Origin of the sequence: Bradyrhizobium sp. SZCCT0231 (assembly GCF_018130245.1) — a bacterium.
In the GTDB taxonomy this organism is placed as follows: Bacteria; Pseudomonadota; Alphaproteobacteria; order Rhizobiales; family Xanthobacteraceae; genus Bradyrhizobium; species Bradyrhizobium japonicum_F.
On the sequence record NZ_JAFCKP010000001.1, the window covers coordinates 321014 to 340959 of the forward strand.

A 19946-nucleotide genomic window follows, 5' to 3' on the forward strand; every position below is an offset into this window, starting at 1 on the left:
CCCGACCTTCCGGAGCGAATGTCCGTGCGGTCCCGCGCCTTCTGTTTATGGCCTCATGGTTGGCAGAACGGGAGGTTAGCAATGGCTATCGATTACACCTCAGCTCCAATCGCGCTATCACAAGGAGGTCCTCAGGCGCCTCGGCCGCAGTTCTTCTGCGACGAGGTTGGGCGGCGAGAATTTGTCTGCGGCGGAGGCGCAAGTGTCTTAAGCGTGATACTTGCCACGCTCCTCGGTGGCTCGAAGCCGGTCAGGGCGGAGGCCGTCACTGGATCATTGCCGGAGCTCGACCGCGTGGCAGTCCGGATAGTGATCGATAGCTATCAGTTCGCTGTCGCCCCGAGCAGAAAGCTACCCAACCTCGACGTCCAGCACTTTGGCTGGGGCCTCAGCGACAAGCCGCCGCGCAGAACGTTAGTCAGCGAATTCGGCCTTGCGATGCAGGTCGAGTCGCGACGCGGCGATGAGACGCGCAATATCCTGGTTGATTTCGGGTTCACGCCGGAGGCCCTTCTCAACAACGCGAACCTGCTTGGCATTGATCCTGCGGCCATCGACGCACTTGTGCTCAGCCACGGGCACCAGGACCACTTTGGCGGCCTCGTCGGCTTCTTGCAGGCGCATAGTGGCAAGCTAAAGCCCAAACTACCGTTGTTTGTCGGCGGCGAAGGATGCTTCTGCGCACGCGAGTGGACTGCGCCTCCGGTGCGCGGCAGCTTCGGTGTCATCGACCGAAAGGCACTCGAGGCGGCCGACGTGGCCGTAACCGTCGCGGAGAGACCTGCCCTGATAGTCGATCACGCCATGGTCACAGGGCAGATCGGTCAGAAGACATTCGAGAAGGTACTATCACCGAGCGCAATGACTATTGGTTTCGACCGAGGCGTCGGCTGTTATCCCGAGCGCCTCAGCGAGGCGGAGCGTGGTGCGCCCGTCGTACCGGATCAGTTTCAGCACGAGATCGCGACGGCGTTCAACCTGAAAGGACGGGGGCTTGTCGTCTTGACTTCATGCAGCCATCGCGGCGTGGTCAACGCGATCAGGCAAGCTCAAGCCGCGTTCGGTGTGGAAAGAATTCATGTGGTGATCGGGGGCTTTCATCTCGCGCCCTATCAAGAGGACTACGTCCGGGATACCGTCAAGGCACTGCAGGAAATCGATCCGACTTACGTGATTCCCCTGCATTGTACGGGCGAACCCTTTTACGAAATCGCACGGGCTGCGATGCCGACGAAGCTCGTACGCGCGTACACGGGAACTCGCTTGGTTTTCGAGCCGTGAGCATAGCCTGACCAGTGAATGTCGGTTCGCGGCTTTAGGCTGACATCGATTGGCCGCGCAGCGATGTCCGCTTGTGACCACCCAATTCGGACTTCGCTGGCGATGACGGTTCAAGCCGCCCCGAAAATGGATGCGCCTCAGTTTGAGTTTTTGCTGTATCCTGGTGGGCCTTCCAGCTTCGCAACATTTGGGAGGAGGTTAGGATGACCAAGTCCTTTGTCGCCGCCACTTTGATCGCGTTGGCAAGCTCTGCAATGGCTCAAGATGCGATGAAGGTGGTCAAGCCCGATGGGCTGATGTGGAAAGAGCATCCGGTCTTCAGGGGCGCGCAAACCGCCATCCTGATCGGTGACCCAACAAAGGCCGAGATGATCGTCCAGCGGACGAAATTCCCGCCGAATTATAAAGTTCCGCCGCACACTCATCCCTACGCCGAGGTCGTCACCGTGATGAGTGGCAGCTTTGGGAACGCCATGGGGGAAAAGTTTGATCCCTCGAAGGGCGAGACATTGAAGCCGGGCTCCGTCTTCGCGCTGCCGGCGAAGCACCCCCATTATGTTTGGACGACAGACGAAGAAACGGTCGTCCAGATTGTGTTCACCGGGCCAGGAGGCATCGAGTTCATCGATCCAACCGACGATCCGCGTAAGAAGTAAACGAAGCGCCGAAGCACAACCGATAAAGGGGCGCCTCAATCGGCGGCCTCGTCAGCCCGCACAGCCGCGATGTCCGCTGTTGGCCCATCTGCGATCTCGGAGAATGTCCGCTCTTGGGCCGCTGTTGGGGTTAACCCGACGCCAGTCGGCCAGCCGCTTAATGAGCACATCCCCTAGTCGTCTCGCTTCGTTCGACAGCTGCGCAAACCGCAACGAGACAACGCGACGCGGCCCTCACGGGCTTGCGACCTGTTGCAGCGTGTTGAAGCGCGCCTTCTGCTCGCTGCTCAGCGTGGCGTAGAACTCATCCAGGGCGGGCTCGACCAGCCTGGCGGCCGTCAGCATGGCCTCGAGCCGGTGCTGCATCGCCTCCAGCCGTCCGACCGGGGTCAGCGGTACATCGTTCGGGCACGCCGCCTGCAGGCCTTCGACGCCCTTGGCTGTCGCTTCGCTGAGGCGGTCGAGCGCATCCTTCTGCCTGCCTGCGGGGTGGAGCACGGCCTCGATCCTCTGGATCGGCAACTGGGTCAGGCCCGCCTTCGGATCACCGCAGCCCTCGCTACTCGCCTCCTGCTGCTGGGACGAGCGGTCGCCGACATTGGGGCCGAGCGCGTTGAAGCGAGCCTGCTGCTCGTCGCTGAGCGAGTTGTAGAAAGTCTCCAGTGCCGGTCGCACGATCTTGACGGCCTCCAGCGTCGCATTGACGCGATTCATCATCGCGCGCAGGCGGCCAGGCGGCGTCAGTGCATAGGTCTCCGCGCAGGAATCCTTGAAGACATCGGCAGCCCTGGCCGCCGCGGCCTTCAATTCGTCGAGCAGCGCGCGTTGCTCCGGCGTCGGCCGCACGGCTCGCGCGATATCGTCAAGCGGCCAGGCGGTCACGCCCTTGTCCGGTGTGCCGCACAATTGCCGTAGCGTCTGCGGGCTCACGCTGGCGCGCGGACGCGCGCGGCCGCCGCCGGCTTGCGGATAGTCATAGGGGGTGGTGCTGGCAAAGGCGGAATAGGGGCCGTCACCGCCCCAGAACACGGTGTCGACGAAGTCGTCATACGCATACGCCCAATAGCCGGGCTCGTAGGCATAGGACCAGAACGTGTAGTCAAAGATGTCCGAGTAAGCGTACGGCCAGAACACCGGCCCGAGCCATGCCACGAACACTGCGGGATGGCGGTGACGCCAGGCCTGCCGGGGCGCCCAGCCGCTCTCGCGGGTAAGGAGGGCCGCTTGGGTCTGCGCAGTGGCCTGCTCACGGAAGCGCTCCGCAAACCGTCCGCGCTCGGCAGCCTGCGCCGCGGCCGTGCTGGTCGGGGCGCGCTCGGCGGGAGCCTGGAGGCCAAGCCGCTGCTGGCGCGCCAGGTCAATCTGCTGCGCGCGCTGCTCACGGCCAAGCAAGCGGTTCTGGGTCTGGAGCATCCGTTGCTGCAGGCGTTGCTCGCGCGCGCCTTCCGGCTTTTGCGACTGCAATTGCTGCACGCGCTGCTGGAGGCGCTCGATGCGGGTCTGACGCTCCGTCGTCTGGCGCGACAGCATCTCGCGCTGCCGCTGCTCGACCTGCTGCGAGCGCTGTTGGATACGTTGCTCGCGCTCAAGCAGGCGGCTCTGCGACTGCAGCAACCGCTGCTGCTGATGTTGCGCCCTTGCGCCTTCCGGCTTCTGCGATTGCAATTGTTGCACGCGCTGCTGCAAGCGGTCGATGCGGCCTTGGCGTTCCGCGGATTGGCGCGAAAGCATCTCGCGCGGCGGTCCCGCTCGCTCGCTCACGGCCGGGGGTCCACTTGGGCGCGAGGGGGCGGCGATATGCGGTGTCGGCCGCGGTGCCATCGCCGGACGTTGCGGAGCTGCCGGCGCCCGATGGGGTTCAGGCCGCGGTGCCGCGACGTGCGGCGCCGCCCGCGGCGGCGGCGTAGCGATGTGTGGGGCTGGGCGCGGCGGCGGTGAGGCCATGCGAGGCGCCGGATGATGCGGCGCCATGGCTGGTCGCTGCGGCATGGCCGGGGGATGAGATGCCGGCGCGGCGGGACGTGCCATGGCCGGCGGCGCTGCCGGACGGGCCATGGCTGGGGGCGCCGCCGGACGGGCCATGGCCGGTGGTGCCGCTGGCCGTGCTGCCGGCGCTGCGGCTGGACCCGGTGGCCCGCCCCTGCCATGTCCCTGGCCGGGTCCTTGGGCGAACGCACCGATGCTTGCGGTCAGCATCGAGACACCAACGAAAACAGCCGTCAGGCAAATGCCACGCGGAAGCATGATCCTCGCTCCCAGCTCGTAATCGCCCACGACATTCAACGCACAGCCGGCGGAATCGTTCGTTCTCGGCCGCGGCCGGCATAGCGATCTTCCGACGCAGGCAGCCTCAGGAGAGATCCTGCGTCAGGTGGTGGCGAGCCGCTCCAGCGCCCAGTCGGCACGCTAGGACGCGCGGTTGAGAAAGATCGGCAGCCCCCGCTTGTTGGCGTAGATGGGGCGGTAGCGCTCCGTGTTGTAGCTGCTCGCAACGTCCAATTTGCGCGGCCCGAGCTTGGCGTCAGGGATGGGCACGAGGTCGTAGCGACCTTCGACCAGCGCCGACATGAGGCCGGTCTTGCTTTCCAGCATGGCATCGTAGGCGATGTTACCGAAAGTCAAGGCCACAAGCTTGTCGATGAAGTCCGGATCGCCCGATCGCAAATCGTAGGTGAGATCGGAGACGATCGTCTCCTCGCCGGTGCGCTGCTTGATCTCGTCGGCAAGCGATTCCGCCACGTTGGCCTTCTTGCGGTGACCGTAGGCGTCAGGCTCGCCGTATTGCCGCAGCTTGTAGCCTTCCCACTGAGCTCCCTCGCTGAGCACGATCAGCGCGTAGTTGCTTGGATTGGCGCGCTTGTCCTCGATGAGCAACCGGATCAGCTTGTCGAGGTCGACCTTATACTCCGGTATGACGCATCGTATCGAGGTCGCATACGCGGTGTATAGTGCCGTAAATCCGGCATCGCGGCCAAAGACGCGGAAAATGCCAATTCGCTCATGCGAGCCGACGGTCGTGCGCTGCCGCTGGATGGCATCGCTGGCGCGGGTGATCGCGGTCGAGAAGCCGATGCAGTACTCGGTGTTGCGGACGTCATTATCCATCGTCTTCGGGATGGCGATGATCTTGACGCCGAGCTCGTTGAGCTTGGCCGCATAACTGAGCGTGTCGTCGCCGCCGATGGCGATCAGGTGTTCGATGCCAAGTCCCGAAAGGTTAGCGAGCACCCGGCTGGTGAGGTCCCACGTCTTTGTCGCGATGCCGCCGTTGGTGCTCAGCGAGACCGGAACATCATTGCCGACGAGATGATCGGGCAGCTTTTGTATTTTGGAGGGATTGACGCGGCTCGAGTGCAGCACGGTGCCGCCGCGCCGGTCGATGGTTCGAGTGTTTTCACGGTTCAGCGGGATGACGTAGTGGGACCTGCTGTTTGGGTCGTCGAGGTTCAGGTGCGTGAGGGCCTCCCAACCACGGCGCAGACCGACAACCTCGATGTCGTCCTCACTGCCGCGATAAGTCACGCTCTTGATGACTGCATTGAGGCCGGCGACGTCGCCGCCGCCCGTGAGAATGCCGATGCGTTTCTTGGCCATATCCACCTCCCGGATCGGCATGTCGTCATAGCGCCTGCATCTGTCGATTGAACGGCGAACGTCGCTCCAGCTTCCGATTGAAGGCGGTCGCTACTCGGCCGCTTCCGGCTTGCGGTCGTCGCGCAGTCGAAAACGCTTCAGCAGTCCGGACACGGTGTCGCGGAAGCCGCCATATTCCAGTTCGGAATAGGGTAGCATGGCGGCGCCAGACCAGCCTTGGCTGCGCATCTCGATGGCCTTGCGCTGGGCGCGCCGGCGGACCTCATCCCATGCCGGGTTGTCGAAGAAATCGGTGTAGGACTCGGCAAAGCGGCCTTCCCTGTCGATCGAAAAGCCGACGCAAGAAACGATCGGCAGGCAGTACATGCCGGTAACGGGGGTGTTGAGTGGCACCGGCATGAGCGGCATCACATGCGAGCCGCGTGCATCGCCGCCCACGAAGTGCGCTTTGGCGAACGGCGAGATGATTTCCTCCGGAGCTGGGAAAATCCCCTGGTTCCTGACGATCGCGACTGGATCATCCTTGCCGGTGTACTTGCCTGCGATCGCGTGGAGGCGCTGTGCCGAAACGGCCACGACGACCTCGCCATGGGTTCGAGAAATGATGCGATCGATGCCAAAGCGCTCGTTGTCGCGAAGCAGGGCGGCAATGTGGTAGCTGTCGGCGGGTGCGTCGAGCTCGAGCAGGCTGTCGCCGGCTGTGTTGTCCATGTCGATGATATGGAAACGGAATCCCTTGATCATTGGAGGCAGCATCAGCCCAGCGCAGTACATGGGGTCGGCAAAGGCGAGATAGAGCGGCAGGTTGTAGGCGCCGGGGCCGCATTTGTCGGCCGCGAACACCATGAATGACTCCGCGGGTCGCACGCCGGAGAGGCTGTGGTCGAAGCTGAGCTCGGCGACGCCTGGGCCGGCGCCGCGAATGTTGCCGGAAGGCGCGTCGGCGAGAAGATCCTGGCCAGCGCCATAGAGCCCGGAGGTCTTCGCGACCGAGGTGGCCGCGAGGAACGTCTTCCAGGCGAGTTGATGGACCTCGGAGCTTCCTTCACCCCGTGTGTGCGTCATGATGATCGCAATGTCGTCGCCGGTGTGGCAGATGAAGCCGTCGATCAGCAGACCATTGCAGATCGCCTTGGCAACCTCGCCCTCGACAGTCGCGATCATGCGTGAAGACGGTTTCGTATGCCCGCCAACGGAGCCAACGTCAGCTTTGATGACTGAAAGAGTGAGTCTCATGAGCATTTCTCCGATCCGCGCAGCCCTGCGCCTCCGGCCTCGGCGCTTGCTGCGCCGGGCACGGCGCTGCTCATTCGCGGACAAAACGTCCGTCGCTCCGATAGGTTCCACGCACCCCGTTCATCCGGTTGCCGGGATCATGCAGAGTTTTGCCTTAGAACCATGCGTCACTATTTGCTGCGCTGCACGCGTCCGGTTCTGGCCGGGCCGCCCAACTGTCATAGGCCACGGCCGGCATAGCGATCTTCCGACGCAGGCAGGCTCAGGAGAAATCCTGCGTCAGGGTGGTGGCGAGCCGCTCCAGCGCCCAGTCGACCTCGTCGCTGGTGATCACCAGCGGCGGGGCGATGCGGATGGTTTGCTCATGGGTATCCTTGGCGAGGATGCCCTTGCCCTGAAGCGCCTCGCAGTAGCGGCGGGCGCGGCCGGCCTCGGGATGTAGCTCGACCGCCAGCATCAGGCCGCGCCCGCGCACCTCGCGGATCGTATTGGCGCGAATGTCTTTCAAGCCTTCCAGAAAGCGCGCGCCTTGCCTCGCCGCGTTCTCGATCATGCCTTCCTCGACCAGCACGCGCAGCGCCGCGCGCGCCACCGCGCAGGCAAGCGGATTGCCGCCGAAGGTCGAGCCATGCTGGCCGGGTCTCAAGGTCCCGAGCACGTCGTTGTTCGAGAGCACGGCCGATACCGGATAGAAGCCGCCGGACAGGGCCTTGCCGAGCAGCGTCACGTCCGCCTCTATACCCTCGTGCTGTTCGGCGAGCAGCTTGCCGGTGCGGCCGAGCCCGGTCTGGATCTCGTCGAGCACCAGCATCACGTTGTTGGCGGTGCAGAGCTCGCGCACCTCAGTGAAATAGCCGGCTGGAGGAATGATGACACCGGCTTCGCCCTGGATCGGCTCGACCAGGAAGGCGACCGTGTTTGGGGTGATTGCCTCCTTCAGCGCCGCGGCGTCGCCGAACGGGATGATCTTGAAGCCCGGTGCGAACGGCCCGAAATGGGCGCGGGTCTCGGCGTCGGTCGAAAAGCCGACGATGGCCAGCGTGCGCCCGTGAAAATTGTTGGCGCAGACGATGATCTCGGCCTGGCCGTCCGGCACGCCCTTCACCTCATAGCCCCATTTGCGCACCGACTTGATGGCGCTTTCGACCGCCTCCGCGCCGCTGTTCATCGGCAGCACCTTGTGGGAACCGGTGAGCGCCGCGATCTCCTCATAGAACAGGGCGAGCTGGTCGTTGTGGAAGGCCCGCGAGGTGAGCGTCAGCCTGTGCGCCTGTTCGACCATCGCCGCCAGGATCTTGGGGTGGCAGTGGCCCTGGCTGACCGCCGAATAGGCCGAGAGGCAATCGAGATAACGGTTGCCTTCGGTATCCCAGACCCAGACACCTTCGCCGCGCGACAGGACGACCCCGATCGGCTCGTAATTGCGGGCCCCGAAGCGGGCTTCCGTTGCGATGAAATCAATGACCGACGCGCTCATCTGTCGTCACTCCATTGCGGCGCGCGGGGGCGTCACCGACTGCACCGGCGGCCTTCAGCTTGATTTGGGTATCAGCCAGCCGTCTTGGAAGCCTTCGTGTGCCGATGGCGTGGCGCAGCCCGATCTGCCTGAAACGTCAGATGGTTCTGCCGATCCACAGGGCATCGTTCGCCGACCCGACCTCTACTGTGCATGGGGTTGTTTTCGCCTTTTTTGTTTGGAGGCGTCAGCCGATCGTGCAGGGCACCCTCAAGAAGCCGCGAAACCGCACCCGTCCGCCCCGCACCGGCTGCCCGCTCACGGCATAGTCCGGGAAGCGCGCCAGGAAGCGCGAGATCGCAATCGCCCCTTCCAGCCGCGCCAGCGCCATGCCGGCGCATTGATGCGCGCCGGTGGCGAAGGCGAGATGCCGGTTCGGCGTCCGCGCGATGTCGAAACGTTCGGGGTCCGGAAACTGCGCGGGGTCGCGGTTGGCAGCCCCGATGCAGAGCGTCACCGACGTGCCGGCCTCGAGCATGACGCCGCCGAGCTCGACCTTCTCGGTGGTCATGCGGTTGCCGAGCTGGTTCGAGCTCTCGTAGCGCAGCATCTCCTCCACTGCGGTCTTGATCAGGTCCGGGTGGTCGATCAGGCGCTGCTTCTGGTCGGGATGACGGTCCAGCGCGACGAGGCCGTTGCCGATCAGGTTGGTGGTGGTCTCGTGGCCGGCATTGAGCAGGAAGATGCAATTGTGCAGCAGCTCCTTCTCGGTCAGCCGCTCGCCGTTCTCCTCGCCATTGCCTTCTCCTTGGATGAGGCGCGTCAGCACGTCGCGCTCGGGATTGCCGGGCTTGGCGCGCCGCCGCGCGACCAGCGTTTCCAGATAAGCGAGGAAGTCCGTCACCGCCTTGTTGCCGCGCGCGGCGGCTTCCGTCGACACCACGGGTTCGAGCGCGCCCAGGATCGCCAGCGACCAGTCGCGCAGCGGCGTACGTTCCTCGTGAGGCACGTCGAGCAGATTGCCGATGACCTCGATGGGAATGGAAGCGGCAAAGTCCTCGATCAGCTCGCAATCGCCCTTGGCAGCGATGGCGTCGAGCAGGCCGTCGACAAGCTTGATGAGATCGCTCTCCATCCCGGCGATCGCGCGGGGCGACAGCGCGCCCATGATCAGGCGGCGCACGCGGGTGTGGGAGGGCGGGTCGTTGAAGACGAGGCTGGTGGTGTGGTGCTCGTAGAGCGGGGTGTCGCCGTATTTCGGCGCGAACTCGCGCTTCTTGTCCGAGCTGAAGGATTTCGTGTTCTTGTAGGTGGTGACGAGATCGTCGTAGCGGGTCAGGAACACGGTGCCGTTCGGCAGGCGCTTGACCGGCTCGTTCTCCCGCAGCGCACGATAAGTCGGATAGGGGTTGTCGTAGAATTCAGGCGTCAGCTTCTCGAGATCGAAGCTTGCCGCCAGCGCCTTCGCACCTGCGTTCATCCCGTTATACTCGCCGGTTAAAGCCGTTATGCCGTTTTTGTTGTTCTGGTCGGCGCACGCATGCGTCTACAGTCTTTGCACCTTGCTAGCCGACCGGACAGGAAAATGCACGCACGCGCTGACGCTGCCGACACGGCGCCGAACTGGCCCGACGATATTTTCGCGACATTGCAGCGCTTCGACGTTCGCCAGGTGCCGTATGTGCCTGACGCCGGTCATTCGAAGCTGATCCAGCGCGTGCTGGACTCCTCCACCATGCGCGGCATTCCGCTGACGACGGAGGAGGAGGGCGTGGCGCTTCTCGCCGGCGCGTGGGCCGGCGGCCAGCGCGGCGTCTTGCTGATGCAGTCGAGCGGCGTCGGCAATTGCATCAACATGCTGTCGCTGATCCCGATCCTCCGTTTTCCGTTCCTCACGCTGGTGACCATGCGCGGCGAGTGGGGCGAGTTCAATCCGTGGCAGGTGCCGATGGGATCGACCACGCAGGGCGTGTTCGAGCTCTCGGGCGTCCAGGTGCTGCGCGCCTCCAGTGCGGCAGAGGTTCCTGCCGTGCTCGAAGCCGCTGCATCGCAAGCGTACAACGCGCTCACGCCCACCGCTGTCCTCCTGTCGCAGCGCCTGATCGGCGCCAAGGTTTTCACCAAATGAGCAAGGCCAATCTCCTCGACCGCCGGCAGGTGGTCTCCACCCTGCTTGCGAACCGCAAGGACGTGGTCGCGATCGGCGGCCTCGGTGCCTCCACCAACGACATGTGCGCGGCCGGCGACCATGCCCGCAACTTCTATCTCTGGGGCGGCATGGGTGGCGCCGCGATGATCGGGCTGGGTCTCGCGCTGGCGCAGCCAAGATTGCCGGTGCTGGTCATCACCGGCGACGGCGAGATGCTGATGGGCCTCGGCAGCCTTGCCACCATCGGCCTGCAGAAGCCCTCCAACCTGTCGATCGCCGTGCTCGACAACGAGGCCTATGGCGAGACCGGCGGCCAGACCAGCCACACCTCCGTCGCCGCCGACCTCGTCGGCGTCGCCAAGGCGTGTGGCATTGCGGACAGCCGGGCGGTCACCACCATGGCTGAGGTCGAGGCTTTCGCCAAAGCCGTCCACGACATCTCGGCCGGGCCGCGCTTTGCCAATGTGAAGATCGACAGCGCCAGCCTGGAGCGGATTTTGCCAAGCCGGGACGGGACTTACATCCTCAACCGGATCCGCGGCGACCTCGGCTTCCAGCCGATCTAGCCCGGTGCTGCTCCTCGAAGGGCACCTTGCACGCAGGCCGGGTGGCGGGACGAATTTCCCCTGAATTTGCAACGCATTCAGGTTGCGATGCAACATAGTGCTTGACTTCTGCGTGGGTGAGTGCTTACTCACCCCGCATGAGCTCATTGCGTATGACGAGCGACCTGAGGCGTCAATTGATCCTCGGTGCCGCGAAACGCTGCTTTGCCCGACACGGCTATACCGGCACCACGACGAAGAGCGTGGCGGCCGCCGCTGCCATTTCCGAGGCGCTGCTGTTCAAGCATTTCCCGTCCAAGGCGGCGCTCTACGCCGAAATCCTCAGCGACGAATGCGAGGCAGATCCGGCGTTGATGGAGCTGCTCGAGCGGGAGCCGTCGACCGCCACCCTGGTCGAGCTGATCCGCGGCATGGTCCAGCACTTCCTCCACATCGCCGACGGACCCGACCAGGAAGAGGCGCAGCGCCTGCGACTGATGGCCACGAGTCATTTGGATGATGGCGAATTCGCCCGTCTGCTATATGCCAAAATCGAAAAGTTGATCGGGGCGGTCTTCGTCGCCTCGCTCGAGCAAGCGGTCGCCAGCGGTGACGCGCGGCCATTCAGCGGAGATCCGCTCAACCTGTTCTGGTTTGCGCATCACACGGTGATGACCGTGGCGCTGACCAGGCTGCCGGCCACGCCTTGCCTCGCCTACGGCAAGGCTGGCGACCTCGAGCGGCAGCTCTGTGAGTTTCTCCTGAGGGGTATCGGACTTAACGACGCCGCAATTGCTTCGCATCTGGGCCGCAATCAGGCCGTGGATGCTGGCAAGGCGGCGATTGCAGAAAGTGCATGACATGAACATCGTAGCCGAACACAAGATTTCGGGCGAACCGATCGACAACAAGGCTCCCAAGCGTCCGGTCCGGCCGGTACGCTGGTTCATCATCGTCGGCACGCTGCTGGCCGTACTCGTCGGTGGCCTCGTCTGGTTCAATTACTTCCGCGGCCAGATGATCAAGCAGTTCTTCGCCAACAACAAGCCGCCGCCGACGGCCGTCAGCGCAGCCGAGGCGAAGTCCGAGGTGGTGCCGAACCTGCTCACCGCGGTCGGCAGCCTCGTCGCCGTGCACCAGGTCGACGTCAGCGCCGACGTCAACGGCCGCGTCACCGAGATCAAGTTCGAGCCGGGTACGCGTGTCGAAGCCGGCACGCCGCTGGTGCAGATGTTCGACACGCCCGAGCAGGGCGACCTCGCCAATTACAAGGCGCAGGCGACCGTCGCGCAGCTCTCGCTCGATCGCGCCAAGCAGCTGGCCTCGCGCCAGTTCGGCCCGCAGGCGACCGTCGACCAGGCGCAGGCCGCTTACGACCAGGCACAGGCGGGCATCGCCAAGACCGAGGCGCTGATTTCGCAGAAGCTGGTGCGTGCGCCGTTCTCCGGCGATCTCGGCATGCGCAAGGTCGAGCTCGGCCAGTATCTGACGGCCGGCACGGCGATCGTCTCATTGACCGACCTGTCGGAGCTGTGGGCCAACTTCACGGTGACGGAAAAGGATTCCGGCAGCCTCAAGGTCGGCCAGACTGTCCGGCTCAAGGTCGACGCCTATCCGGGCCGCACCTTCGAGGGCAAGATCACCACGATCGAGCCGCAGATCGCGACCGACACCCGCAATATCCGCGTGCAGGCCACGATCGCCAATCCCGAGAAGATCCTCAAACCCGGCATGTTCGTGACCACCACGGTGGTGCTGCCGGAGAAGCCAGCGGTGATCACCGTTCCGGAAACGGCGGTCGACTACACGCTGTACGGCGACTCCGTGTTCGTGATCACGGAGAAGAAGGAAGCGGACGGCAAGACCAGCCTCTCGGCGGTGCGCACCTTCGTGCAGACCGGCAACCGGGTCGAAGGCCGTGTCGAAATCATCAAGGGCTTGAAGGCGGGCGACAAGGTCGTCGCCGTCGGCCAGCTGAAGCTGCAATCGGGCGCTCCGGTGTCGATTTCGACCGATCCGACTCCCCAGATCCCGGCGCAGCCCCCGCGCTACTGACAACATCCTCGCGTGATCCGGCCCGGCCGGATCACGCATCTTGAGACAAAAGAAATCGAGATCGCCGCGATGGCCTTTACCGATATTTTCATCAAGCGTCCGGTCCTGTCGGTCGTCGTCAGCCTGCTGATCCTGCTGATCGGTCTACGCGCCGCCATGGTGCTGCCGATCCGGCAATATCCGAAGCTGTCGAACACGGTCATCAACATCACGACCGTCTATCCCGGCGCGTCCGCGGACCTGATCCAGGGCTTCATCACCACGCCGATCGAGCAGGCGGTCGCCTCCGCCGAAGGCGTGGACTACATGACCTCGTCCTCGGTGCTCGGCACCTCGACGATCCAGGTCTACATCAAGCTGAACTTCGATCCGAACCAGGCGCTCACCGAGGTGCTGGCGAAGACGAACTCGGTCAAATACCTGATCCCGAAGGAATCGAACGACCCGATCGTCACCAAGACCACGGGCCAGACCACGGCCGTGATGTATCTCGGCTTCTCCTCGGAGGAGCTGTCGGGCTCGGCGATCTCCGACTACCTGACGCGCGTGGTCCAGCCGGTGCTGTCGACGGTCGACGGCGTCGCCTCCGCCGATATTCTCGGCGGCCAGACCTTTGCGATGCGACTGTGGCTTGATCCCATGAAGATGGCCGGCCGCAACGTGTCGCCGGCCGATGTCGCGGCCGCGATCACCGCCAACAACTTCCAGTCCGCGGCGGGCCAGACCAAGGGCTATCTGATCGTTTCCAACATCTCGACCAACACCAGCCTCACCGACGTCAACCAGTTCAGGAAGATGATCGTCAAGGCCAAGGACGGTGGCTTTGTGCGGATGGAGGACATCGCGACAGTCGAGCTTGCCGCGCAAAGTACCGACGCGAGCGTCGCCTTCAACGGCGAGCATGCGATCTTCATTGGCGTAAACGCGACGCCGCAAGGCAACCCGCTGACCCTGGTGAAGGGCGTGCGCGCGCTGTTCCCCGAGCTGGAGCGCAATCTGCCGCCGTCGATGAAGATGAAGGTCGCCTACGATTCGACCAAGTTCATCCAGTCCTCGATCGACGAGGTGGAGAAGACGCTGGGCGAAGCCGTGATCATCGTGATCGTGGTGATCTTCCTGTTCCTGGCCTCGCTGCGTTCGGTCATCATTCCCGTCGTCACCATCCCGCTGTCGATGATCGGCGTCTGCACCCTGATGCTCGCGCTGGGGTTCAGCTTCAACCTTTTGACCCTGCTCGCGATGGTGCTCGCGATCGGCCTCGTCGTCGACGACGCCATCGTCGTGGTGGAGAACATCCACCGCCATTTGGAGGAGGGCAAGACACCGGTCCAGGCCTCGCTGCAAGGCGCGCGCGAGATCGTGGGTCCGGTCATTTCGATGACGATCACGCTTGCCGCGGTGTACGCGCCGATCGGCTTCCTCGGCGGCCTCACCGGCTCGTTGTTCCGCGAATTCGCCTTCACGCTCGCCGGCTCGGTGATCGTGTCGGGCGTGATCGCGCTGACGCTGTCGCCGATGATGTGCTCGGTGCTGCTGAAGAACACCGAAGAAGGCCGGTTCGCCAAGCTCGTGAACCGGGTGTTCGGCGCCATGACGCGCTGGTACGGGCGCAAGCTCGACCGCTCGCTGGACTACAAAGCCATCACCGGCCTGTTCGCTGTGACGATCCTCGGCCTCGTCGGCTTCCTCTATATGCACACCTCCAAGGAGCTTGCGCCCGAGGAAGACCAGGGCATCGTGTTCGCCGTGACCAAGGCCCCGAAATACGCCAACATCGACTATGTCGATTTCTACGGCGACAAGCTCGACAGGGAATTCCAGAAATTCCCCGAGACCGATCTGCGCTTCGTGCTGAACGGCATCAACGGCCCACAGGGCGGCATCGCCGGCATGCTGCTCAAGCCCTGGGACGAGCGCAAGCGATCGTCGATCCAGCTGAAGCCGCTGGTGCAGGCCGAGCTCTCCAAGATCGAGGGCGTGCAGGCCTTTGCGTTCAACCTGCCGCCGCTGCCGGGCGGGCCGGGCGGCCTGCCGGTGCAGATGGTGATCAACTCCACCGCCGGCTTCCAGACGGTCTATGAGCAGATGGAGAAGCTGAAAGACGCTGCGCGCAAGAGCGGCATGTTCATCGTCTCCGACAGCGACCTCGCCTATAACCAGCCGAACGTGAAGGTGACGATCGACCGCAGCAAAGCGCAGGATCTCGGCGTCAACATGCAGAACCTCGGCGCCACGCTCGCGGTGCTGCTCGGCGGCAACTACATCAACCGCTTCAATCTCGAGGGCCGCTCCTACCAGGTGATTCCGCAGGTGCCTCGTGCCAAGCGGCTCTCACCGGAATCGCTCGGTGGCTTCTACGTGACCACCAACACCGGGCAGCAACTTCCGCTGTCGACGGTGGTGTCGATCGAGACCAAGACCGATCCGAATTCCCTGACTCACTACAATCAGCTCAATTCGGCGACGTTCTCGGCCGTGCCGATGCCGGGCGTGACAGTCGGTGCGGCGGTCGACTTCCTCGAAGGCGAGGCCAAGAAGCTGCCGCAGGGCTTCAGTCACGACTATCTGGCCGATAGCCGGCAATATGTGCAGGAAGGCAATCAGCTCGCGATCACCTTCGGCTTCGCGCTGATCATCATCTTCCTGGTGTTGGCTGCGCAGTTCGAGAGCTTGCGCGATCCGCTGGTCATCATGATCTCGGTGCCGATGGCGATCGTCGGCGCGCTGATCCCGCTGTTCTTCGGCGTGGCGACCATGAACATCTACACCCAGGTCGGTCTGCTCACCCTGGTCGGCCTGATCACAAAGCACGGCATTCTGATGGTGGAGTTCGCCAACGAGCTCCAGGTCAACGAGCGGCTCGACCGCCGCTCGGCCATCGAGATGTCGGCCCGCATCCGCCTGCGGCCGATTCTGATGACGACGGCAGCGATGGTCACCGGCCTGATCCCGCTCCTGACCGCGACCGGCGCGGGCGCGGCCAGCCGCTTCTCGATCGGCCTGGTCGTCGTCGCCGGCATGTCGATCGGCACGCTGTTCACCCTGTTCGTGCTGCCGGCGGTCTACGTGGTGCTGGCGACCGACCACCGCGCCGTGGCCGATTCCGAGCGGAACAAGCAGGTCAACGAACTCGACCTTGATTCAAAGGTGCTGCGGCCGACCTGAGGCCGCAAGGCAAGCTGGCCCCGAGGGCGGCAGCGGTCACCCGCTGCCGCCCTTTTTCGTTGTGCCTCGGGCAAGCCCTTCGCCGCGCTTGCGAGAGACAAGGTCCGGTCTTCTTGCTAGGTTCCGCGGGATGAGCCTTTCCCTCCACCCCGACACGCCTCAAGCCGGGACGCTGCCGAGCGCGGCCCCAGGCGAGGTCGCGTCCGGCGGAACGGCGGGCCGCGGAATCCGGACCCGGCTCTTCGCCAAGTACGTCGCGCTGTTCGTCGCCGTCGTCGCCATCGCGCTGCTCGCCAATGGCTTGTTCGAAGTCTTCTTCTATTATCGCGAGCACAAGGCCTCGCTGGTCCGGGTCCAGCACGAGCAGGCCGAGGCGGCCGCGGCCAAGATCGGCCAGTTCGTCAAGGAGATCGAGAGCCAGCTCGGCTGGACCACGCAGCTGCCCTGGTCGGCGGGCTCGATCGAGCAGCGCCGGTTCGACGCGTCGCGGCTGCTGCGCCAGGTGCCGGCTATCACCGAGCTCGCCCAGGTGGATTCGACCGGCAAGGAGCGGCTGCAGGTCTCGCGGCTGGCGATGGACGCGCTCGACAGCGGGATAGACCTGTCGAACGATCCGAAGTTCACCGAGGCGGTCGCGCACAAGGTCTATTACGGGCCGGTCTATTTCCGCCGGGAGTCCGAGCCCTACATGACGCTGGCGCTGGCGGGCGCGCGCAAGGATGCGGGCGTCAGCATTGCGGAAGTCAATCTCAAGCTGATCTGGGACGTCGTGTCCCAGATCAAGGTCGGCGAGCACGGCCATGCCTACGTGGTCGGCCCGGGGGGACGCCTGATCGCGCATCCCGACATCAGCCTCGTCCTGCGCAATACCGACATGTCCGGCCTCGCGCAGGTCCGTGCGGCGCAGGCCGGCGGCGCCATGCCTGACGTGCTTTCCGAAGCGCGCAACATCCAGGGGCAGAAGGTGCTGACCGCATCGGCCCCGATCGAGCCGCTGCACTGGACCATGTTCGTCGAGCTGCCGGTCGAGGAAGCCTATGCCGCGCTCTATGCCTCCTTGCAGCGGCTCGCGATCGTGCTGCTCGCGGCGTCGATCTTCGCGGTGCTTGCAGGGATATTTCTCGCGCGCCGCATGGTGGGGCCGATCCAGGCGCTGCGCAGCGGAGCCGAACGGATCGGGGGCGGCGATTTCTCCCAGCGCATCTCGATCAAGACCGGCGACGAGCTCGAAGGACTCGCGGATCAGTTCAACGACATGGGCGCGCGCTTGCAGGAATCCTATGCCGACCTGGAGAGCAAGGTCGAGCAGCGCACCGCGCAACTCCGGCAATCGCTCAACGAGCTGCGCACCGCGCAGGACCGTTTGATTCAGACCGAGAAGCTCGCCTCGCTCGGCCAGCTCACCGCCGGCATTGCCCATGAGATCAAGAACCCGCTCAATTTCATCAACAATTTCTCCGCGGTCTCGACGGAGCTGATCGACGAGCTCAACGAGACCCTGCAATCGGCCGCGCTCGACGGCAAGGCGAAGGAGGAGGTTGACGAGCTGACCGGCATGCTCAGGGGCAATCTCGAGAAGGTGGTGCAGCACGGCAAACGCGCCGATTCCATCGTCCGGAACATGTTGCTGCATTCGCGCGAAGGCTCCGGCGAACATCGCGCCGTCGACATCAATGCCGTCGTGGAGGAAAGCCTCAATCTGGCCTATCACGGCGCGCGCGCCGAGAGGCCGGCCTTCAACGTCACGCTCCAGCGCGCGTTCGATCCCGCTGCCGGCATGGTCGACATCTATCCGCAGGAGATCACGCGCGTCTTCCTCAACCTGATCTCGAACGGCTTCTATGCCGCGGCCAAGCGCAAGGAGAGCGCCGGCGACGCGTTCGAGCCCACCTTGCGCGCTGCAACGAAGAGCCTTGGCGACAGGGTCGAGATCCGGATCCGCGACAACGGCACCGGGATTCCAGCCGAGGTGAAGAAGAAGATGTTCAATCCCTTCTTCACCACCAAGCCGGCCGGCGAAGGCACGGGGCTCGGCCTTTCAATGAGCCACGACATCGTGGTGAAACAACACGGCGGCACGATCGACGTGAACACCACATCCGGTGTATTCACCGAATTCATCATCATCCTGCCACGGACGATGGCAGCGGGCGACACTTCCGGAGGAAAGTCTTGAACGTCTACATCCTGGTCGTCGATGACGAGCCCGACGTCGAGGCACTGTTTCGGCAGCAGTTCCGGCGCGACCTGCGCGCCGGCCGCTTTCAGATGGAATTTGCGTCCTCGGCGCCCGAGGCGCTCAAGCGTGCCGCCGACATTCGCGATCCCTCGCTGATCCTGATCCTGTCCGACATCAACATGCCCGGCATGAGCGGCCTCGACATGTTGCCGAAGGTGCGTGCCGCGCATCCGGACGTTCCCGTCATCATGATCACCGCCTATGGCGACGCCGAGACGCGCCGAAAGGCGATCGAGCGCGGCGCGGTCGGGCTTCTCACCAAGCCGATCGACTTCGCGCTGCTGCGGCAGGAGATCGACACGAGGCTCGAGCAAGCCGCATGACTTCGACCATCCTCTTCGTCGACGACGAGCCGGACCTCGAGGCGCTGATCCTGCAGAAATTCCGCAGGCAGATCCGCGAGGGGCAGCTCGCGCTCATCTTCGCGCGCGACGGCCTGGAGGCGCTGCAATCGCTCGAGCAGAATCCGCATGTCGACATGGTGGTCTCCGACATCAACATGCCGCGGATGGACGGGCTGTCGCTGCTGGCGAAGCTCCAGGAGGCCGAAGACAAGAAGTCGACCATCATCGTCTCGGCCTATGGCGACATGAGCAACATCCGCATCGCCATGAACCGCGGCGCGTTCGACTTCCTGACCAAGCCGATCGACTTCGCCGATCTGGAAGCCACGATCGAGAAGACCATCCGCCATGTGGAGATGCTGCGCGACGTGCGGCGGCGCCAGATGGAAGCCGAGCGTGCCCATGCCTCGCTGTCGCGCTTCTTCTCGCCGGAGATCGCAAGACGCCTGGCGGCGGATGTCGACGGCGACGGCATGGAGGTGCAGTGGCGCGATGTCGCCACCCTCTTCACTGACATCACCGGCTTCACCTCGCTGGTTGAGACCGCGGCGCCGCAGACGCTGGGCGAGCTCCTCAACGAATATGTCGGCGGCATGACCGAGATCGTGTTCGCTCATGAGGGGACGGTCGCCAAGATCATCGGCGATGCGATCCAGGTGCTTTTCAACGCACCCGGGGATCAGCCGGACTATGCGACGCGTGCGGTCGCCTGTGCCCATGCTCTCGACGCCTGGGCGGAGGACTTTTCGGCGCGGTGGAAGGCGAGAGGTGTGAATTTCGGGACCACCCGCATCGGTGCCCATGCTGGTCCGGCGCTGGTCGGCAATTTCGGCGGCAACCGTTTCTTCGACTACACGGCCTATGGCGACACCATCAATATTGCGGCGCGGCTGGAGGCCGCCAACAAGCATCTGGGAACGCGGATCTGCGTCAGTGCCAGCGTGGCCAAGGGGGCTGCGAACTTCCATGGTCGTCCCGTGGGCGACCTGATGCTGCGCGGCCGCAGCGAGCCGCTGCGCGCGTTCGAACCGCTGCCCCAGGCGAAGTTCGAAGCCCCGGCGACGGCGCAATATGCCGAAGCTTTTGCCAAAATGGAGGCCGGCGATGCCGCGGCCATGCCGGCTTTTGCCGCGCTGGTCGGCATGCACGCCGACGATCCCCTGGCCGGTTTTCACCTGAAGCGCCTGCTCAACGGCGCCAAGGGCACTCGCATGCAATTGGAATAG

15 protein-coding genes are annotated in these 19946 nt (G+C 64.2%); 10 read left to right on the forward strand and 5 right to left on the reverse strand.

Features of this window, described 5'->3' with window-relative positions; all coding sequences use genetic code 11:
* Positions 1 to 81: 81 nt before the first annotated feature.
* Both JQ566_RS01500 and JQ566_RS01505 read left to right on the forward strand, forming a co-directional pair.
* Positions 82 to 1281: an MBL fold metallo-hydrolase gene (locus tag JQ566_RS01500; protein ID WP_212368644.1), complete on the forward strand. Its 1200-nt coding sequence runs from the start codon at positions 82 to 84 to the stop codon at positions 1279 to 1281.
* Positions 1282 to 1484: 203 nt separating this feature from the next.
* The gene (locus tag JQ566_RS01505; RefSeq protein WP_212368646.1) at positions 1485 to 1937 is read left to right on the forward strand and encodes a cupin domain-containing protein; all 453 of its coding nucleotides are present in this window, start codon (positions 1485 to 1487) and stop codon (positions 1935 to 1937) included.
* 234 nt (positions 1938 to 2171) lie between these two features.
* On the opposite strand, the gene JQ566_RS01510 is transcribed toward JQ566_RS01505, so the two are convergent.
* From JQ566_RS01510 to JQ566_RS01530, 5 genes are all read right to left on the reverse strand, one after another.
* Entirely contained in the window at positions 2172 to 3698 is a 1527-nt protein-coding gene (locus tag JQ566_RS01510) for a Spy/CpxP family protein refolding chaperone (protein ID WP_349643296.1), read from the reverse strand.
* Positions 3699 to 4343: 645 nt separating this feature from the next.
* Positions 4344 to 5531 carry a 6-phosphofructokinase gene (locus JQ566_RS01515; protein WP_249139158.1) on the reverse strand — a complete coding sequence of 396 codons (1188 nt, stop codon included), beginning with the start codon at positions 5529 to 5531 and terminating at the stop codon, positions 4344 to 4346.
* Between the two features lie 90 nt (positions 5532 to 5621).
* On the reverse strand, positions 5622 to 6851 hold the full coding sequence (locus JQ566_RS01520) for a fructose-1,6-bisphosphatase (RefSeq protein WP_283814313.1): 1230 nt from the start codon (positions 6849 to 6851) through the stop codon (positions 5622 to 5624).
* 178 nt (positions 6852 to 7029) lie between these two features.
* Positions 7030 to 8244, reverse strand: coding sequence for an ornithine--oxo-acid transaminase (gene rocD / locus JQ566_RS01525; protein ID WP_212368654.1), 1215 nt, complete (start codon positions 8242 to 8244; stop codon positions 7030 to 7032).
* Positions 8245 to 8470: 226 nt separating this feature from the next.
* Complete coding sequence (locus JQ566_RS01530) at positions 8471 to 9703, reverse strand: cytochrome P450 (RefSeq protein WP_212368657.1); 1233 nt, start codon at positions 9701 to 9703, stop codon at positions 8471 to 8473.
* A gap of 105 nt (positions 9704 to 9808) precedes the next feature.
* Between JQ566_RS01530 and JQ566_RS01535 the strand changes: the two genes are divergently transcribed.
* The 8 genes from JQ566_RS01535 to JQ566_RS01570 all read left to right on the forward strand — a co-directional run bounded on the left by JQ566_RS01535 (position 9809) and on the right by JQ566_RS01570 (position 19946).
* Complete coding sequence (locus JQ566_RS01535) at positions 9809 to 10351, forward strand: phosphonopyruvate decarboxylase (RefSeq protein WP_212368659.1); 543 nt, start codon at positions 9809 to 9811, stop codon at positions 10349 to 10351.
* Positions 10348 to 10938 (forward strand): thiamine pyrophosphate-dependent enzyme, encoded by a 591-nt coding sequence (locus JQ566_RS01540; RefSeq protein ID WP_212368661.1) that lies wholly within the window; start codon positions 10348 to 10350, stop codon positions 10936 to 10938. The genes JQ566_RS01535 and JQ566_RS01540 overlap by 4 nt, the downstream gene beginning before the upstream one ends.
* Positions 10939 to 11075: 137 nt before the next feature.
* Positions 11076 to 11777 (forward strand): TetR/AcrR family transcriptional regulator, encoded by a 702-nt coding sequence (locus JQ566_RS01545; RefSeq protein ID WP_212368664.1) that lies wholly within the window; start codon positions 11076 to 11078, stop codon positions 11775 to 11777.
* A 1-nt stretch (position 11778) separates the two neighbouring features.
* The gene (locus tag JQ566_RS01550) at positions 11779 to 12972 is read left to right on the forward strand and encodes an efflux RND transporter periplasmic adaptor subunit (protein WP_212368667.1); all 1194 of its coding nucleotides are present in this window, start codon (positions 11779 to 11781) and stop codon (positions 12970 to 12972) included.
* A gap of 69 nt (positions 12973 to 13041) precedes the next feature.
* Complete coding sequence (locus JQ566_RS01555) at positions 13042 to 16137, forward strand: MexW/MexI family multidrug efflux RND transporter permease subunit (RefSeq protein WP_212368669.1); 3096 nt, start codon at positions 13042 to 13044, stop codon at positions 16135 to 16137.
* Positions 16138 to 16267: 130 nt separating this feature from the next.
* Complete coding sequence (locus JQ566_RS01560; RefSeq protein WP_212368671.1) at positions 16268 to 18313, forward strand: sensor histidine kinase; 2046 nt, start codon at positions 16268 to 16270, stop codon at positions 18311 to 18313.
* A complete protein-coding gene (locus JQ566_RS01565; protein ID WP_212368674.1) occupies positions 18310 to 18699 on the forward strand; it encodes a response regulator in 390 nt (129 codons plus the stop codon). Before JQ566_RS01560 ends, JQ566_RS01565 begins: the two co-directional genes overlap by 4 nt.
* A complete protein-coding gene (locus tag JQ566_RS01570; protein ID WP_212368677.1) occupies positions 18696 to 19946 on the forward strand; it encodes an adenylate/guanylate cyclase domain-containing protein in 1251 nt (416 codons plus the stop codon). The genes JQ566_RS01565 and JQ566_RS01570 overlap by 4 nt, the downstream gene beginning before the upstream one ends.

Coding starts and splice junctions, on each gene's coding strand:
- JQ566_RS01500 (WP_212368644.1), top strand. CDS start 82: ATGGCTATCGATTACACCTCAGCTCCAATCGCGCTATCACAAGGAGGT.
- JQ566_RS01505 (WP_212368646.1), top strand. CDS start 1,485: ATGACCAAGTCCTTTGTCGCCGCCACTTTGATCGCGTTGGCAAGCTCT.
- JQ566_RS01515 (WP_249139158.1), bottom strand. CDS start 5,531: ATGGCCAAGAAACGCATCGGCATTCTCACGGGCGGCGGCGACGTCGCC.
- rocD (WP_212368654.1), bottom strand. CDS start 8,244: ATGAGCGCGTCGGTCATTGATTTCATCGCAACGGAAGCCCGCTTCGGG.
- JQ566_RS01530 (WP_212368657.1), bottom strand. CDS start 9,703: ATGAACGCAGGTGCGAAGGCGCTGGCGGCAAGCTTCGATCTCGAGAAG.
- JQ566_RS01535 (WP_212368659.1), top strand. CDS start 9,809: ATGCACGCACGCGCTGACGCTGCCGACACGGCGCCGAACTGGCCCGAC.
- JQ566_RS01540 (WP_212368661.1), top strand. CDS start 10,348: ATGAGCAAGGCCAATCTCCTCGACCGCCGGCAGGTGGTCTCCACCCTG.
- JQ566_RS01545 (WP_212368664.1), top strand. CDS start 11,076: ATGAGCTCATTGCGTATGACGAGCGACCTGAGGCGTCAATTGATCCTC.
- JQ566_RS01550 (WP_212368667.1), top strand. CDS start 11,779: ATGAACATCGTAGCCGAACACAAGATTTCGGGCGAACCGATCGACAAC.
- JQ566_RS01555 (WP_212368669.1), top strand. CDS start 13,042: ATGGCCTTTACCGATATTTTCATCAAGCGTCCGGTCCTGTCGGTCGTC.
- JQ566_RS01560 (WP_212368671.1), top strand. CDS start 16,268: ATGAGCCTTTCCCTCCACCCCGACACGCCTCAAGCCGGGACGCTGCCG.
- JQ566_RS01570 (WP_212368677.1), top strand. CDS start 18,696: ATGACTTCGACCATCCTCTTCGTCGACGACGAGCCGGACCTCGAGGCG.